General features: G+C 70.3%; 15 protein-coding genes. All 15 read left to right on the top strand.

Annotated features, from left to right (window positions below; genetic code table 11):
- Positions 1 to 6: 6 nt before the first annotated feature.
- The 15 genes from G361_RS0123795 to G361_RS44695 all read left to right on the top strand — a co-directional run bounded on the left by G361_RS0123795 (position 7) and on the right by G361_RS44695 (position 15,557).
- Entirely contained in the window at positions 7 to 1,455 is a 1,449-nt protein-coding gene (locus tag G361_RS0123795; protein ID WP_019929620.1) for an aldehyde dehydrogenase, read from the top strand.
- Positions 1,437 to 3,032 carry an AMP-binding protein gene (locus G361_RS0123790; RefSeq protein ID WP_019929619.1) on the top strand — a complete coding sequence of 532 codons (1,596 nt, stop codon included), beginning with the start codon at positions 1,437 to 1,439 and terminating at the stop codon, positions 3,030 to 3,032. Before G361_RS0123795 ends, G361_RS0123790 begins: the two co-directional genes overlap by 19 nt.
- 55 nt (positions 3,033 to 3,087) lie before the next feature.
- On the top strand, positions 3,088 to 3,558 hold the full coding sequence (locus G361_RS0123785; RefSeq protein WP_019929618.1) for a VOC family protein: 471 nt from the start codon (positions 3,088 to 3,090) through the stop codon (positions 3,556 to 3,558).
- Between the two features lie 30 nt (positions 3,559 to 3,588).
- Positions 3,589 to 4,389 carry an IclR family transcriptional regulator gene (locus tag G361_RS0123780; RefSeq protein WP_019929617.1) on the top strand — a complete coding sequence of 267 codons (801 nt, stop codon included), beginning with the start codon at positions 3,589 to 3,591 and terminating at the stop codon, positions 4,387 to 4,389.
- Positions 4,390 to 4,502: 113 nt separating this feature from the next.
- Complete coding sequence (npdG, locus tag G361_RS0123775; RefSeq protein ID WP_019929616.1) at positions 4,503 to 5,180, top strand: NADPH-dependent F420 reductase; 678 nt, start codon at positions 4,503 to 4,505, stop codon at positions 5,178 to 5,180.
- The gene (locus G361_RS0123770) at positions 5,161 to 5,478 is read left to right on the top strand and encodes an NIPSNAP family protein (RefSeq protein ID WP_019929615.1); all 318 of its coding nucleotides are present in this window, start codon (positions 5,161 to 5,163) and stop codon (positions 5,476 to 5,478) included. Before npdG ends, G361_RS0123770 begins: the two co-directional genes overlap by 20 nt.
- An 81-nt stretch (positions 5,479 to 5,559) precedes the next feature.
- Positions 5,560 to 6,624 (top strand): LLM class flavin-dependent oxidoreductase, encoded by a 1,065-nt coding sequence (locus tag G361_RS0123765; protein ID WP_231387084.1) that lies wholly within the window; start codon positions 5,560 to 5,562, stop codon positions 6,622 to 6,624.
- Complete coding sequence (locus tag G361_RS44705; protein ID WP_019929613.1) at positions 6,621 to 7,319, top strand: enoyl-CoA hydratase/isomerase family protein; 699 nt, start codon at positions 6,621 to 6,623, stop codon at positions 7,317 to 7,319. The genes G361_RS0123765 and G361_RS44705 overlap by 4 nt, the downstream gene beginning before the upstream one ends.
- A complete protein-coding gene (locus tag G361_RS0123755; protein ID WP_019929612.1) occupies positions 7,316 to 8,464 on the top strand; it encodes an acyl-CoA dehydrogenase family protein in 1,149 nt (382 codons plus the stop codon). The genes G361_RS44705 and G361_RS0123755 overlap by 4 nt, the downstream gene beginning before the upstream one ends.
- Entirely contained in the window at positions 8,461 to 11,022 is a 2,562-nt protein-coding gene (locus G361_RS0123750) for a bifunctional FO biosynthesis protein CofGH (RefSeq protein WP_019929611.1), read from the top strand. The genes G361_RS0123755 and G361_RS0123750 overlap by 4 nt, the downstream gene beginning before the upstream one ends.
- The gene (gene cofC / locus G361_RS44700) at positions 11,019 to 11,765 is read left to right on the top strand and encodes a 2-phospho-L-lactate guanylyltransferase (RefSeq protein ID WP_019929610.1); all 747 of its coding nucleotides are present in this window, start codon (positions 11,019 to 11,021) and stop codon (positions 11,763 to 11,765) included. The genes G361_RS0123750 and cofC overlap by 4 nt, the downstream gene beginning before the upstream one ends.
- A 45-nt stretch (positions 11,766 to 11,810) precedes the next feature.
- Positions 11,811 to 12,542 carry a 3-oxoacyl-ACP reductase FabG gene (gene fabG / locus G361_RS0123740; RefSeq protein WP_019929609.1) on the top strand — a complete coding sequence of 244 codons (732 nt, stop codon included), beginning with the start codon at positions 11,811 to 11,813 and terminating at the stop codon, positions 12,540 to 12,542.
- An 89-nt stretch (positions 12,543 to 12,631) separates the two neighbouring features.
- Positions 12,632 to 13,063, top strand: coding sequence for an MFS transporter (locus G361_RS0123735; RefSeq protein WP_019929608.1), 432 nt, complete (start codon positions 12,632 to 12,634; stop codon positions 13,061 to 13,063).
- Between the two features lie 74 nt (positions 13,064 to 13,137).
- Complete coding sequence (locus G361_RS0123730) at positions 13,138 to 14,541, top strand: IS1380 family transposase (protein WP_019925568.1); 1,404 nt, start codon at positions 13,138 to 13,140, stop codon at positions 14,539 to 14,541.
- A gap of 140 nt (positions 14,542 to 14,681) precedes the next feature.
- Complete coding sequence (locus G361_RS44695; protein WP_019929607.1) at positions 14,682 to 15,557, top strand: MFS transporter; 876 nt, start codon at positions 14,682 to 14,684, stop codon at positions 15,555 to 15,557.
- Positions 15,558 to 15,561: the final 4 nt, after the last annotated feature.

Genomic DNA, 15,561 nt, shown 5'->3' with positions numbered 1-15,561 from the left:
AGCACCGTGCAGGCACTCACCACTTCGGTTCCCCTCGTCATCGGCGATCAACCGGGTCCGTCCTCGACCGGGGCGACCTTCGATTCGATCGATCCGGCCGACGGGTCGCACCTGGCGACCGTCGCCGAGGCCACGGCCGACGACGTCGCCCGTGCCGTCGAGGCGGCCGCGGCCGCGGCCCGGGTCTGGCAGCGTATGCGGCCGGCCCAGCGCACCCGGCTGCTGTTCGGCTATGCCGCGCTCCTCGAGGAACACAAGGTCGAACTGGCCGAGTTGCAGAGCCGGGACATGGGTAAGCCGATCCGCGAATCGCTCGGGGTCGACCTGCCGATCATGATCGAGACCCTCGAGTACTTCGCGGGTCTGGTCACCAAGATCGAGGGTCGCACCACACCCGCGCCGGGCCGATTCCTCAACTACACCGTGCGCGAGCCGATCGGGGTGGTGGGTGCCATCACGCCGTGGAATTTCCCTGCGGTGCAAGCGATCTGGAAGATCGCCCCGGCGCTCGCGACGGGTAACGCGATCGTGCTGAAGCCCGCGCAACTCGCGCCGCTGGTGCCGGTCGCGCTCGGTGAGCTGGCGCTGGCGGCCGGGCTGCCGCCGGGGCTGGTGAACGTCCTGCCCGGTCGCGGTTCGGTGGCGGGCAACGCGCTGGTGCGGCATCCGGGGGTCGGCAAGGTGACCTTCACCGGTTCGACCGAGATCGGTAAGCAGATCGGGGGCCTGGCGGCCGACCGGCTCATCACCGCCTCGCTCGAACTCGGCGGCAAGTCTGCGCTCGTGGCCTTCGGCGACTCGTCCCCGAAAGCCGTTGCGGCCGTGGTCTTCCAGGCGATGTACAGCAACCAGGGCCAGACCTGCACGGCGGCCAGCCGGCTGCTCGTCGAACGGCCCATCTACGACGAGGTGATCGAACTCCTCCGCGCGCGGGTCGAGTCCGCCCGGGTCGGCGACCCGCTCGACCGGGAGACCGAGATCGGCCCGTTGATCAGCGCCGAACAGCGCGCGTCGGTGCACTCGTACGTCGTGTCGGGGGCCGAGCAGGGCGCCACGCTGGTCAGCGGCGGCGATCCGGCGCCAGATACGGATCCGGGCTTCTACTACCGGCCGACGCTGTTCACCGACGTCACCGCGGATATGCGGATCGCGCGGGAGGAGATCTTCGGGCCCGTGCTGTCGGTACTGCCGTTCGAGGGCGAGGAGCAGGCGATCACCCTCGCCAACGACACCGTATTCGGTTTGGCCGCAGGCATTTTCACCCGCGACGTGGGCCGCGCGCTGCGGTTCGCGCAGACCCTCGACGCGGGCAACGTGTGGATCAACAGCTGGGGTGTGCTCAATCCCGCGTCCCCGTACCGGGGCTTCGGGCAGAGCGGCTACGGCAGCGACCTGGGTCAGGCCGCCGTCGAGAGCTTCACCAAGGAGAAGAGCGTATGGGCACGCCTGGACTGACCTCCGCGCGCACCGTCCGCCGATTGCTCCAGGCCCGTCACCGCGCGGACTGGGTGCCCGCCGCGGACTACACGATCACCGAGGATGCCCTGTTCGCGCAGAATCCCGACGCCGTGGCCGTGCTGCGCGACGGGACCCACCTGCCCGAAACGGTGACGTTCGGCCGGATCCAGCGGGCCGCGGTGCGGATCGCCGCGGTCCTCCGGGGCCGCGGGATCGGGCCCGGGGACCGGGTGCTGCTGTACCTCGATCCGTCGGTGGAGGCCGCCGAGGTCGTGTTCGGCGTGCTGACCGCGGGGGCGGTACTCGTGCCGGTCCCGCGGCTGCTCACCGGTGCCTCGGTGACGCACCGGCTCGTCGATTCCGGCGCGACCGTGGTGGTCACCGACGGTCCCGGCGTCGACCGGCTCGAATCGACCGGATGTTCCCTGCGCGACGTCGACGTGCTCACCGTGGACAGCGCCGGCGGCCCGGGACTCGGGGATCTGATCCGCCGGGTCGACCCGCTCGATCCGGTCCCGCGGCGGGCCGACGATCCGGCGCTGCTGATCTACACCTCGGGTACCAGCGGCGCGCCGAAGGGCATCGTGCACGGACATCGGGCCCTGCTCGGACATGCCGGCGTCGATTACGCCTTCGAGCTGTTCCGGCCCGGAGACATCTATTTCGGCACCGCGGACTGGGGCTGGATCGGCGGCCTGATGCTCGGCTTGCTGGTGCCGTGGTCGCTCGGCGTGCCCGTGGTGGCGCACCGGCCCCGGCGCTTCGATCCCGGCGCGACCCTGGACACGATGAGCCGCCTCGGCGTGACGACGGCCTTCCTGCCGGCGTCGGTGCTGCGGATGTTCGCCGAACACGGGAAACCGGCCCAAGCCCGCCTGCGCGCGGTGGTCACCGGCGGCGAACCGGCCGGTGTGGCCGAATTGGGCTGGGCGCGACGCAATCTCAGCGACGCGGTCAACAAGGCCTACGGCCAGACCGAGGCCAATGCCCTCATCGGCGATTCCGGCGTACTCGGATCCGTCGACGACGACACCATGGGAGCGCCCTATCCCGGCCACCGGATCGCGCTGCTGGACGAACAGGGTGCCCGGGTCGCGCGCGGCGAGGTCGGCGAGATCGCCCTCGAACTGCCCGATCCGGTTGCGCTGCTGGGTTATTGGGACGCCGCGTCGGCGCGCCCGGTGCCGCCCGCCGACAGTTGGCACCGCACCGGCGATCTCGCGCGGATCGCGTACGGCCGCCGGCTCGAATACGTCGGCCGCGCCGACGATGTGATCAAGAGCCGCGGCTACCGCATCGGCCCGGCGGAGATCGAGGCGGTACTCGGCCGGCATCCGCGGGTCCTGGCCGCGGCGGCGGTCGGGCTGCCCGACCCGGAGACCGGCCAGCGGATCAAGGCCTTCGTGCAGTTGACCTCCGGCGAGCTCACCGACGAGATGCGCACGGAACTGCGCGAACTCGTCGCCAATGCGGTCGGACCACATGCCCGCCCCCGCGAGATCGAGGCGGTCGCCGAACTGCCGCGCACGGAAACCGGCAAGATCCGGCGCCGCGCGCTGGTGCATCCGGCGTGAACACCGTGCCCTCCCGACGACATCCGCGACCGCGGACACACAGAAAGACGAGACAATGCGAAAGTTCTGGCACGTCGGCATCAATGTGACCGATATGGACGCCTCGATCGCCTTCTATCGGCGCATCGGATTCGAGGTCATGCAGGACCAGGAGGTGGACGACGCCAACCTCGCGCGCGCGTTCATGGTCGAGGGCGCGAGCCGGCTGCGCTTCGCGCACATGCGCCTGAACGATTCCCCGGACGAGGCCATGCTGGACCTGATCGAATGGCGGGACGCGCATTCCGAGGGCCGGGCACAGAGCGACCTCGTGCACCCGGGCCTGTGCCGGTTCTCCATCCTGACCGACGATATCGACGCCGAATACACGCGGCTGTCCGCCGAGGGCGTCGAATTCCTGCACACGCCACAGTCCGTCATCGGGGCGGACGGGGTCGGCGGCTGGCGGCTGCTGTTCGCCCGCGACCCCGACGGCACCCTCTTCCACTTCGTCGAACTGGTCGGCCGGGCCGCTACGGTCAGCTGACAAGCATCGGCACGACGAAGGTAGGAACTCGTGACCAAGGCAGAAGGCCTGGGAAGCAACGCAACCGACGAATCGGGTGAACAGCTGGTGCCGGCCATCACGCGCGCCGCCCGGGTGCTCGAGGCGCTGGTTCAGCAGTCCGCCGGGGCCACGCTCACCGAGCTGGCCAAGCGCTGCGGGCTGGCCAAGAGCACCGCGTCGGTCCTGCTGCGGACCATGCTGGTCGAGGGCCTCGTCGTGTACGACCAGGAGACCCGCCGGTACAACCTCGGGCCGCTGCTGGTGGAGTTCGGGGTGGCCGCGATCGCGCGGACCTCGGCGGTCGCCGCCTCCCGCACCTATATGGAGTGGCTGGCCGAACGGACCGAGCTGGCCTGCCTGGCCATTCAGCCGATGCCGGACGGGCACTTCACGGCGATCGCGAAGATCGAGAGCCGCAAACCCGTCAAGGTCACCATCGAGGTCGGCGCGCGGTTCGACCGGGACACGCCGCTGATCAGCCGCCTCGCGGCGGCGTGGCCGAGCCGGGGCCGGGCCGAGCAGGTCAGCTACCCCGCCGCGGAGCTCGCCGAGCTCCGGGCGCAGGGCTACGGCGCGGTCTACGGCGAATACCGGCCCGAGCTCAACGTCGTCGGGGTCCCGGTGTTCGACCGGGACGGTGCGCCCTGCCTGTTCCTCTCCCTGCTCGGCATCGGCGACGACCTCACCGTCGAGGGGGTGGCCGGCATCGCCGACTACCTCGTCACGGCATCCCGCGAGATCAGCTCGCACATCGGCGGACGCATCCCCGCGGACTACCCGGCATCCAACCGGACAGCGGGCCTCGACTGACCGATTCGCTTCGAGCGGTGGCCCTTCCGGGGCACACCGTCCCGGCCGACCCGCCAGGGCCGACCACTCACCTCGGGCTCACCGCCGGAGGTGTCCCAGCACAGGAGTTATGGATGACGAAGAAGATCGCCGTCGTCGGCGGCACCGGACCCCAGGGAAAGGGGCTGGCCTATCGGTTCGCGGTGGCCGGTCGGCCCGTGGTCATCGGATCACGGTCCGTGGCACGCGCGGAGCAGGCGGCCGCGGAGGTGCGCGCGCACGCCGGCGACGGTGCGCAGGTCGGCGCCGCCGACAACGCGTCGGCCGCCGCCGAATGTCCCGTCGTCGTACTGGTCGTGCCGTACGACGGCCACCGGGAACTGGTCACGGAACTGGCACCCGTCCTCGCGGGCAAACTCGTCGTGAGCTGCGTGAACCCGCTCGGCTTCGACAAGGCCGGGGCCTACGGCCTGGACGTCGCGGAGGGCAGCGCCGCCGAGCAGCTGCGCGACCTCGCGCCGCAGGCCACCGTGGTCGCCGCCTTCCATCACCTCTCGGCGATCAACCTCTGGGGGCACGAGGGTTATCTGCCCGAGGACGTGCTCGTCTGCGGCGACGACCGCGCCGCCAAGGACGAGGTGGCCCGGCTGGCGGTCGCGATCACCGGCCGGCCGGGCATCGACGGCGGGACGCTGCGGGTGGCCCGGCAACTGGAACCGCTGACCGCCGTACTCATCAACGTCAACCGGCGCTACAAGACGCGCTCGGGACTCGCCGTGAACGGAGTGGTCCATGATCCACGAGCTGCGTGAGTACACCGCGCTGCCGGGCCGCTCGGAGGCCCTGCACCGCCGCTTCGCCGACGACACGCTGGCCCTGTTCGCCGAACTCGGACTCCGGGTCGAGGGCTTCTGGCACGAGATCGGCAACCGTTCCCGGATCGTCTACCTGCTGGCCTTCCCCGACGCCGAGACCGCGGCCGCGCACTGGGCCCGGTTCCGGGCCGACCCCCGGTGGCTCGCGCTGAAGGCGCGGACCGAGCGCGACGGGCCGCTCATCGCCGAGATCCGGAGCACGGTGCTGGTCACGCCGGACTACGCCAGACCCTGACCGACACCCCCTGGGCCCGCAATTCACCGTCGCCGTGGTCTGTCCACAATCTGTTCAACATAATGATTCGAGTTCAATATCATGAAAAGAAGTGCGATGCTCAAGGGCATCCAGCTCCACGGCTGGGCCGGCGGGCCGGAGATGGTGGAAGTGGCCGAGATCGCGGCCCGCAGATTCGAAACCGTATGGCTCAGTGACCAACTCCAGTCCCGCGGGGTCGCCGCGCTGCTCGGCGCGATCGCCGCGCGCACCGGCGTCGGGGTCGGCACGGCGGTGACCTTCCCGTTCGGTCGCAACCCGCTCGAACTGGCGTCGAGCATGGCCACGCTGGCGGAGTTCATGCCCGAGGGCCGCCGGGTCAGCATGGGAGTCGGCACCGGCGGCGGGCTGGTCCGCGCGCTCATGTCGCCGGAGAAACCGGTCGAACGGGTGGCGGAGTTCATCACGATGTGCCGGCGGCTGTGGCGGGGCGAGGCGGTCACGATGGGTGACTATCCGCAGACCTGCGCGGCCCTGGGCCTGCGGGCCGACGGCCGGGCATCGTTCTCCTGGACCCGCGCGGCCGACGTGCGCGTGGTGGTCGCCGGCACCGGGCCCAAGGTGCTGGAGATGGCCGGTGAGCTGGCGGACGGCGTCATCTGCGCCAGCAATTTCCCCGGTCACAGCCTCGCCGCCTTCCGCAGCGGCCGGTTCGACGCCGTGAGCAACCTCGACGCGCTCGACCGGGGCCGGCAGCGCAGCGAGCGGGCGGAATTCACCCGGATCTACGGCGTGAACCTGTCGGTGTCGGCCGACCGGGACCGGGCCCGCGCGGCCGCCCGGCGGCAGGCGACCCTGATCGTCACCCAGCAGCCCACGCAGAATCTGCACGACGCCGGATTCGAACCGTCCGACTACGCGGCCACGCGCGCGGCGGTCCAGGCCGGTGACGGGGTGGACGCGGCCGCCGAACTGCTTCCGCAGGAGGTCGCGGATCAGCTCATCGTCTCGGGTACGCCCGGGGACTGCATCGATGCGCTGGCCGAATTGCTCGAGTACGCGGCGAACGCCGGATTCACCGAGGCCTATATCGGCGCGCCGGTGGGCCCCGATCCCCGCGAGGCGGTCGGCCTGCTGACGGCCCAGGTCCTGGCGGAACTCGGATGAGCGCCGGCACCCCACGGCAGCTGTGCCCGGCCGAGCGGCTCGGCAACCTGGTCGTGCTGACCCTCGATCGTCCCGAGGCCCGCAACGCGCTCGACATCCCGCTGCTCGAGGCCTTCGTCGCCGGACTCGCCGAGGGCAGTCGCGCGGGTGCCGGTGTCGTACTCGTGCGCGCGACGGGCCCGGTGTTCTGCGCGGGCGCCGACGTGCGCTCCGACGACGGGACCGCGACCGGGCGGCCGGGCCTGCGGCGTCGCCTGATCGAACAGAGCCTGGACCTGCTCGGCGACTTTCCGGCGGTGGTGGCGGCGGTCCAGGGCGCCGCGGTCGGCGCCGGCTGGGCCGTCGCCGCGGCGGCGGACATCACCCTCGCCGCACCCGCCGCGTGGTTCCGGTTTCCCGAACTCCCGCTGGGGTTTCCGCCACCGGACAGCACCGTGCGGAGGCTCGGGGCCGCCGTCGGTCCGGCGCGAGCGTTGCGGTTGCTCGCCCTCGACGAACGTTTCACCGCCGACGATCTGGCCGGGCTGGGCCTGGTGGAGGTCGTTCCGGCGGCCGCGCTCGACGGGAGGGCCCGCGAGACGGCCGCCCGGCTCGCGGCGCTTCCGGTCGCGCTGTTGCGCGATCTCAAAACGGGCCTCTCCGCCGGGAAGCGGGCCCCCGCGATCGACCGACCACCCTCGAAAGGGCAGCCATGAGCACCATCCGAACCGACGAGCACGACGACCTGCGCACCACCGTGCGAGCGTTCCTGGCCCGCTACGCGCCGGCCCACGACGTGCGGATCTGGGACGAGTCGGGGACCTACCCCGAGAACCTGTTCCGCGAGATCGCCCGCCTCGGCTGGTACGACGTCGTCACCGGCGACGACACCGCCGACGAGACCGCGGGCCTGCTGATCACCCTCTGCGAGGAGATCGGCCGGGCCAGTTCCGATCTCGTGGCCCTGTTCAACCTGAATCTCAGCGGGCTGCGCGACCTCCACCGCTGGGGCACGCCGGAGCAGCGCGAAACCTATGCGGCGCCGGTGCTCGCGGGTGCCGCGCGCCTGTCGATCGCCGTCAGCGAACCCGATGTGGGCTCCGACGCGGCGAGCGTGACGACCCGCGCGGAGCGGTCCGCCGACGGATGGATCGTCAACGGCCAGAAGACCTATTGCGAAGGGGCGGGACTGCCCGGCGCGGTGATGGAACTGGTCGCCCGGGTCGGCGGGGGCGGCCGCAAACGCGACCAGCTCGCCGTCTTCCTGGTCCCGGTCGATCATCCGGGTGTCGAGGTCCGGCGGATGCCCGCGCTCGGCCGCAACATCAGCGGCATCTACGAGGTCTTCCTGCGCGATGTCGCGCTGCCGGCCACCGCGCTGCTGGGTGCGCCCGGTCAGGGCTGGCAGATCCTCAAGGAACGCCTGGTCCTCGAACGCATCATGATCAGCTCCGGCTTCCTCGGCAGCGTGGCGGCGGTGATCGACCTGACCGTCCACTACGCCAACGAGCGCGAGCAGTTCGGCAAGGCGCTGTCCGCCTATCAGGGCGTCACCCTGCCGCTGGCCGAGATGTTCGTCCGGCTCGACGCGGCCCGGTGCGCGGTCCGCCGGTCGGCCGACCGGTTCGATGCGGGCCTGCCGTGCGAGGTGGAGAGCACGATGGCGAAATACCTCTCCGGCCAGCTGTACGCGGAATCCTCGGCGCTGGCGATGCAGATCCAGGGCGCCTACGGCTACGTGCGCGACCACGCCCTGCCGATGCATCACTCCGACGGGATCATCGCGCGCGTCGTGGCGGGACCGCCCTCGGTCCAACTCGACTTCATCGCGCGGTCCATGGGCCTGGGAGCGAGCAGATGACCGGGCTGCGACGCGCGCTCGCGCGGGCCGGCGCGGCGAAGACCATCGACGCCGGAGAGGCCGAACTCCTGCTCGGCGCCCGGGGCGCCGACCTCGACCGGCTGTGCGAGATCGCCGCGGGTATCCGCTCGGCCGGACTGTTCGACGCCGGTCGTCCCGGAGTGGTCACCTACAGCCGGAAGGTTTTCGTCCCGCTCACCCGGCTGTGCCGCGACCGCTGCCACTACTGCACCTTCGCCACGACCCCCGGCCGGGTCGACGAGCCGTTCCTGTCCCCGGACGAGGTCCTCGAGATCGCCCGCGCGGGTGCCCGGCTCGGCTGCAAGGAAGCGCTGTTCACCCTCGGCGACCGGCCCGAGGACCGATGGGCGGCCGCCCGCGACTGGCTGGAATCGCGCGGCTACGCGGACACGCTGTCGTATGTGCGGGCCATGGCCGTGCGGGTGCTCGAGGAGACCGGTCTGGTGCCGCACCTGAATCCCGGCGTCATGACGTGGGACGAACTCCAGCGCCTCAAGCCGGTCGCCGGATCCATGGGCCTGATGCTGGAGACGACCGCGCGCTCGCTGTGGGCCGAACCCGGGGGCTGCCACTACGGTTCCCCCGACAAGGATCCGGCCGTCCGGCTGGCCTGCATCGAGGACGCGTCCCGCTCGAACATCCCGTTCACGACCGGAATCCTGGTCGGGATCGGCGAGTCGCACGCCGACCGGGTCGAATCCCTGCTCCGGATCCGCCGGATCGCCCGGCAGTACGGCGCCGTCCAGGAGGTGATCGTCCAGAACTTCCGGGCCAAGCCGGACACCGCGATGCGGTCGGCCGCCGACGCCGATTTCGACGAGTACCTCGCCACGATCGCCGTCGCCCGAATCCTGCTCGGCCCCTCGATGCGCGTACAGGCCCCGCCGAACCTCTCCGAACCCGGGCAACTGGGCCGCCTGCTCGCCGCCGGCGTCGACGACTGGGGTGGCGTCTCACCGCTGACCCCCGACCACGTCAACCCCGAGCGGCCCTGGCCGCAGCTCGCGCGCCTGCGCGAACTGAGCGCCGCCGCCGGATTCGAACTGCGGGAACGCCTGGCCGTGCAGCCGCAGTACGTGCTCGCCGGCGAACGATGGGTCGACGCTCGGGTCCGGCCGCACCTGCTGGCGCTGGCCGACCCCGCGACCGGACTGGCCGCCGACGTGATCCCCGCGGGCCGGCCGTGGCAGGACGTCGTCGTGCCCGATCGGTCCAGTGGCAGAACCGATCTGCACCTGGAGATCGATACCGAGGGCCGCCGCACCGAGACCCGCGGTGACTTCGCCGATGCCTTCGGCGACTGGGCGGTGCTCGGCGAGGAGATGTCCGCGCGGGCCGCCACCGGCGCTCCCGTCCGCCTGGACGGCGAGGTGCGCGCCGCGCTGCGCGCCGCCGAACGGGACCCCGCCGGTCTGAGCGACGCCGAGGCCCTGGCGCTCGTGCACGCCGACGGCGCGGATCTGGAAGCCTTGTGCGCCTTGGCGGATCGGGTCCGGCAGTCGACGGTGGGCGACACGGTCACCTATGTGGTCAACCGGAATCTGAACTTCAGCAACGTCTGCTACACCGGATGCCGGTTCTGCGCGTTCGCGCAGCGCGCGAGCGATGCCGACGCCTACCGGCTGTCGGTCGCCGAGGTGGGGGAGCGGGTCGCCCAGGCGTGGGCGGTCGGCGCCACCGAGATCTGTATGCAGGGCGGTATCGATCCCGGCCTGCCCAGCACCATCCATCTCGACCTGGCCGCGGAGACCAAACGCCGCAGCCCGGATATCCACCTGCACGCGTTCTCACCCATGGAGATCGTGAGTGGCGCTGCGCGCATGGGCATTTCGGTGGCCGAATGGCTGACCGAGGCCCGCCGGGCCGGACTGGACTCCGTGCCGGGCACCGCCGCCGAGATCCTGGACGACGAGATCCGGTGGGTGCTCACCAAGGGCAAACTGCCTGCGGCCGAATGGATCCGGGTGATCGAGACGGCGCACCGGCTCGGGATCCGCACCACCGCGACGATGATGTACGGACATGTGGACCAGCCTCGGCACTGGGTCGGCCACCTCCGGGTGCTGCTCGATATCCAAAGGGAGACGGGCGGTTTCACCGAATTCGTGCCGCTGCCGTTCGTGCACCGGAGCTCGCCGATCTATCTCGCCGGCCTGGCGCGGCCGGGACCGACCCGGCGCGACAACCGCGCGGTGCACGCGCTGGCGCGGCTGATGTTGCACGGCCACATCGACAACATCCAGTGCTCCTGGGTCAAACTCGGGCCGGACGAATGCGTGGAACTGCTGCGCGGCGGGGTCAACGACCTCGGCGGAACCCTGATGGAGGAGACCATCAGCCGCATGGCCGGTTCGACCAACGGGTCGATGAAGACCGTCGCCGACATCACCGCGATGGGTGCGGCCGCGGGCCGGCCGGTCCGGCAGCGCACCACCACCTACGGCGAGATTGATGCCGAACGTGCCGCTGCGGCACGGCAATTCGACGACCGGGTGCGTTCCGTGCTGCCGCTCGTGGTCGGGACGGCCGACCGATGAACGCGGAATCGGCAACGGGGACCGGCGAATTCCCGCCCGGAACCTGGGTGGCCGTCGTGCCCCAGCGCGACATCACCTCCGCGAAATCGCGGCTGCTGCTTCGGCCGCACACCCGGCAGGCGGTCGTACGTGCCATGTTCCGGGATACGGTCGCGGCGATCCGGGCGGCGTCGCAGGTCCGGGCGGTCGTGGTCGTCGTGGACCGAGTCCAGGACGCGGTCGAGGTATCGGCCCCGGATGTCGTGGACCGGTTCCGGGACGCGGCCGAGGTGCTGGCCCCTGACGTTGTGCCCCTACTCGTGCCCGACGCCCGCGGCCTGAACGAGGCCGTGCGCGCGGGGGCCCGGCGCGCCCGCGAGTTGTGGCCGGACAGTCCGCTGGCGGTTCTGCCTGCCGACCTCCCGTTCCTGCGCGGTGTGGATCTGGACCGAGCACTCTCGGCGGCCGCGCGGCACGAGCGCGCCTTCGTCGCGGACCGTCACCGCGTGGGGACGACCCTGCTGACCGCGATCGGGGGCGCGGATCCGGATCCACGTTTCGGCGAGCGTTCCCGCCGCGCGCACCTGAACTCCGGCGCGGTCGAGATCGACTGCCCCGGTATCGAATCCCTGCGGCGAGACGTGGACGACCTCGCCGATCTGCTGGACGTCGCCACGACACGGCCGGGCCCGGCCCTGCGCGCAACCCTGCGCACGCTGCGCCGGTCTCGCTCCGGCACACCCGTCCTCGCCCGGCAACCGTGACCCGCGATCACCCGTGGCACGAATCGAACGACGAAGGAAATCTCAATGGCGTTGCTGAAAGACAAGGTCGCGGTGGTGACCGGTGGTGCCCAGGGCCTCGGCCTGGCCGTCGCCGAGCGGTTCGTGGCCGAGGGCGCGCATGTCGTCCTCGGCGATGTGGACCTGGACCGGGCCCGGGCCGCGGCCGCCGAACTGGGTGCCGCGCAAGCGATCCGGTGCGACGTCACGTCCGAGGACGAGGTGACCGCACTCGTCGCGGCCGCGGTCACCGCCTACGGCGGCCTCGACATCATGGTCAACAACGCGGGCGTCCTGCGCGACGCCACCATGCGGACGATGTCGCTCGACGACTTCCGGCTGGTGATCGACACCCATGTCCAGGGCACGTGGCTCGGCGTGCGGGCCGCGTCCGCGCACATGCGCGAGCACGGCGGCGGGTCGATCGTGAACATGTCCTCGATCTCGGGCAAGGTCGGCAACGTCGGCCAGACCAACTACAGTGCCGCGAAGGCCGCCATCGTGGGCCTGACCAAGGCCGCCGCCAAAGAGGTTGCGCACCTTGGTGTCCGGATCAACGCGATCCAGCCCGGACTGATCCGCACCCCGATGACCGAGACGATGCGCGCGGAGATCTGGCAGCAGCGACTGGCCGAGATCCCGATGCGGCGCTTCGGCGAACCCGCCGAGGTGGCGGCGGTGGCGTGTTTCCTCGCCTCCGACCTCGCCGGCTATATGACGGGCACGGTGCTCGAGGTCACCGGCGGCCGTCACATGTAAGGCGTCGAAATATCGCTAGCTGTTTTCCGGAATCCCACCGGCAGCCCCTCCCGAAATACTTTCGGCTTCTCTTCGTTTCGAGGACCCCTGTGCACAATCGTTTTCGCCTGCCCACCTATCTGGGTATCGCCCTCCTCGCCTTCCTCGCGGTGGCCGCCGACGGCTACGACCTCGCCGTATTCGGCGCCGCGACACCGAAATTGCTCCACTACGCCGATTGGGGTCTGACCACCGCGCGCGTCGGCGTGATCGCCAGCGCGGCGATTCTGGGCATGGCCATCGGATCCGTGGTCACCGGCGTACTCGCCGACCGATACGGTGCCCGGCGATTGTTCCTGCTCTCGATCACCTGGTTTTCCGTCGGCATGATCCTGTGCGCGGTGGCACCCACCGCCGCACTGCTGGGTATCGCGCGGTTCGCGGCCGGCCTCGGACTCGGCGGTGTCGTACCGACCGCGGTCGCGCTGGCCATGAGCCTGAATCCACCGATGAATTCGGTGTATTTGGGTGTGTCGAAATGAAGAAAGTGCCTTCTGACCTGGGATGATTGGAGTTACCACACAACAACCAAGACAAGTTCCGAAAGACACTTTCAGTGCGATTGTTCCACAGGTTCGCCGAGTCCTCGGCGAGGTTCGATGATGATGGCCTCGTGTCGGTGGCGGGGTTGGTTCCGGTGATGACCCTGGCCGAGCAGACGGGTCTGACCAGGCTGTTGACCGAGAAAATTGCCATCGACGCGCCACGAGTCAAGTCCGGGTCGGTGAACCCGGCACCGAAACTGGCCACGTTGATCGCCGGGATGTGTGCGGGTGCGGACAGCATCGACGATATCGGTCTGCTGCGCAGCGGCGGGTGCAAGACGCTGTTCAGTGGCGTGTATGCGCCCTCGACGGTCGGGACTCTGTTGCGGGAGTTCACATTCGGTCACGCCAAGCAGTTGGAGTCGGTGATGCGCGAGCATCTGCTGGCCTTGACCGCGCGCGCGGATCTGTTGCCCGGTGCGGCTGTGCGGACCTTCGTCGATATCGATTCGCTGCTGCGCCCGGTCTATGGCCACCAGAAGCAGGGCGCGTCGTACGGGCACACGAAGATTGCTGGGAAAAAGGTTCTCCGCAAAGGACTTTCACCCCTGGCAACCACGATCAGCACCGACCTGGCGGCACCGGTGATCGCCGGGATACGGCTACGCGCAGGTAAGACCGGCTCGGGCAAAGGTGCCGCATCGATGGTTACCGCCGCGATCGGCACCGCTCGTGCCGCCCGCGCCACCGGCATCGTGCTGGTGCGTGGGGACTCCGCATACGGCACCCGCAAAGTCGTGTGCGCCGCGTTGCGCGCCGGGGCACAGTTCTCGCTGGTACTGACCAAGAATTCGGCGGTCAACGCCGCGATCACCGCGATCGGCGAAGACCAATGGACTCCGGTGCGGTATCCCGGTGCCGTGCGTGATCCCGATACCGGTGAGTGGATCTCCGACGCCGAGGTCGCCGAAATCTCTTATACCGCTTTCGCTTCCACGAAAGACCGGACCACCGCGAGGCTGATCGTGCGCCGGGTGAAAGACGCCCGATACCCCGATGCCCTGTTCCCGGTCTGGCGGTATCACCCGTTCTTCACCAACTCCACCGAGCCCGTCGCCGATGCCGACATCACCCACCGCAAACACGCCATCATCGAAACCGTGTTCGCCGACCTGATCGACGGGCCACTGGCTCACATTCCGTCCGGGAAATTCGGCGCCAACTTCGCCTGGGTCCTGTGCGCCGCGATCGCCCACAACCTGCTGCGCACCGCCGGAATACTGGCCGGTGGCCGACTCGGCCGGGCCCGCGGATCGACCCTGCGCCGCAAAATCATCACCATCCCCGCCCGGCTCGCTCGCCCTCAACGGCGTCCCATCCTGCACCTGCCCCGCTGCTGGCCCTGGGCGGACGCATGGCTCACGTTGTGGCACAACACAATCGGTTACACACCACCACAACCCGACAGCATCTGACCATCCCCGCCCGACGGGCCCGAACCGAGGACTCACGTGGAAAAGCTGGCCAGGCCAGCGGCTACCCCACGCCCGAAACCCGCTGGTCCGCGCGCCGCAGGCGCGCGGACCAGCACGAAACCCCCGTCAGTGGATTCAGGATGAGCGTCGCGCCCGCGCAGCGGAAGAATTTCGTCAACGGCGCGGTCCTGGCCGGTCTCCCGCTCGGTGGCGTCGTCGCCGCACTCACGGCGCTGGCCTTCCTGAACGCGCTGAACTGGCGTGGCGTCTTCTTCCTCGGCGGCATCGTTCCCCTGCTGACCGTGGTTCCGGTCGCCGCGGTGCGACTCGGCCGCTGGGTGCCCACCACGGACGGCGCGCAACCGGCCGGCCCCGCCCCCCGAACGGCCCTGCGTGCCGCCGTATCTGGTCTCGGCCGCACCGGCGGACGGGCCCTCGCGGTGGTCACCTTCGTGAGTTTCTGCAGCCAGATCCAGTGGTACGGGCTGCTGACCTGGCTGCCGCAGGTCATGAAGGCCGACGGTCACTCGCTCGGATCGTCCCTGGTCTTCCTGCTCATCTTCAGCACCGGAGCCGCGGCGGGGGCGTCCGGCGGATCCTGGATCGCCGACCGGATCGGAAGTCGCCGCGCGGTCGTGGCCGCGATCGCGATCGGCGCGGTCGCGGTCTTCGCCCTCGCGATCCACATGCCGGTGGCCCTGCTGTACGTCTTCCTGTTCCTCGCCGGAGCCGGGACCGGCGGCACGCAGCCGATCGTGCTCGGCTTCGTCGCCACGTACTTCCCCGCCGAAATCCGTTCCAGCGTACTCGGATTCGTCTCGGGACTGGGCCGGATCGGCGGTGTGTGCGGGCCGATCCTCGGCGGTGTGCTCGCGGGCCGGCCACCGGTCGTCATCTTCTGCGTGCTCGCGGGCATCGGGGCCGTGGCCACCCTGCTGTGGTCCCTGGGACTGCTGACCGGCCGCGGCGCCGTATCCGCCGCGAGCGGAACCACCGAACATTCCGGCGGACAGTGATGGA

Source organism: Nocardia sp. BMG111209, from assembly GCF_000381925.1.
Lineage (GTDB): Bacteria > Actinomycetota > Actinomycetes > Mycobacteriales > Mycobacteriaceae > Nocardia.
This window is presented reverse-complemented; position numbering and strand designations above follow the sequence as displayed.

Excerpts from the sequence above, each read along its gene's own strand:
- cofC (WP_019929610.1), top strand. The coding sequence starts at position 11,019 with ATGAACGCGGAATCGGCAACGGGGACCGGCGAATTCCCGCCCGGAACC.
- G361_RS0123765 (WP_231387084.1), top strand. The coding sequence starts at position 5,560 with ATGAAAAGAAGTGCGATGCTCAAGGGCATCCAGCTCCACGGCTGGGCC.
- G361_RS44705 (WP_019929613.1), top strand. The coding sequence starts at position 6,621 with ATGAGCGCCGGCACCCCACGGCAGCTGTGCCCGGCCGAGCGGCTCGGC.
- G361_RS0123770 (WP_019929615.1), top strand. The coding sequence starts at position 5,161 with ATGATCCACGAGCTGCGTGAGTACACCGCGCTGCCGGGCCGCTCGGAG.
- G361_RS0123755 (WP_019929612.1), top strand. The coding sequence starts at position 7,316 with ATGAGCACCATCCGAACCGACGAGCACGACGACCTGCGCACCACCGTG.
- G361_RS0123750 (WP_019929611.1), top strand. The coding sequence starts at position 8,461 with ATGACCGGGCTGCGACGCGCGCTCGCGCGGGCCGGCGCGGCGAAGACC.
- G361_RS0123785 (WP_019929618.1), top strand. The coding sequence starts at position 3,088 with ATGCGAAAGTTCTGGCACGTCGGCATCAATGTGACCGATATGGACGCC.
- npdG (WP_019929616.1), top strand. The coding sequence starts at position 4,503 with ATGACGAAGAAGATCGCCGTCGTCGGCGGCACCGGACCCCAGGGAAAG.
- fabG (WP_019929609.1), top strand. The coding sequence starts at position 11,811 with ATGGCGTTGCTGAAAGACAAGGTCGCGGTGGTGACCGGTGGTGCCCAG.
- G361_RS44695 (WP_019929607.1), top strand. The coding sequence starts at position 14,682 with ATGAGCGTCGCGCCCGCGCAGCGGAAGAATTTCGTCAACGGCGCGGTC.
- G361_RS0123790 (WP_019929619.1), top strand. The coding sequence starts at position 1,437 with ATGGGCACGCCTGGACTGACCTCCGCGCGCACCGTCCGCCGATTGCTC.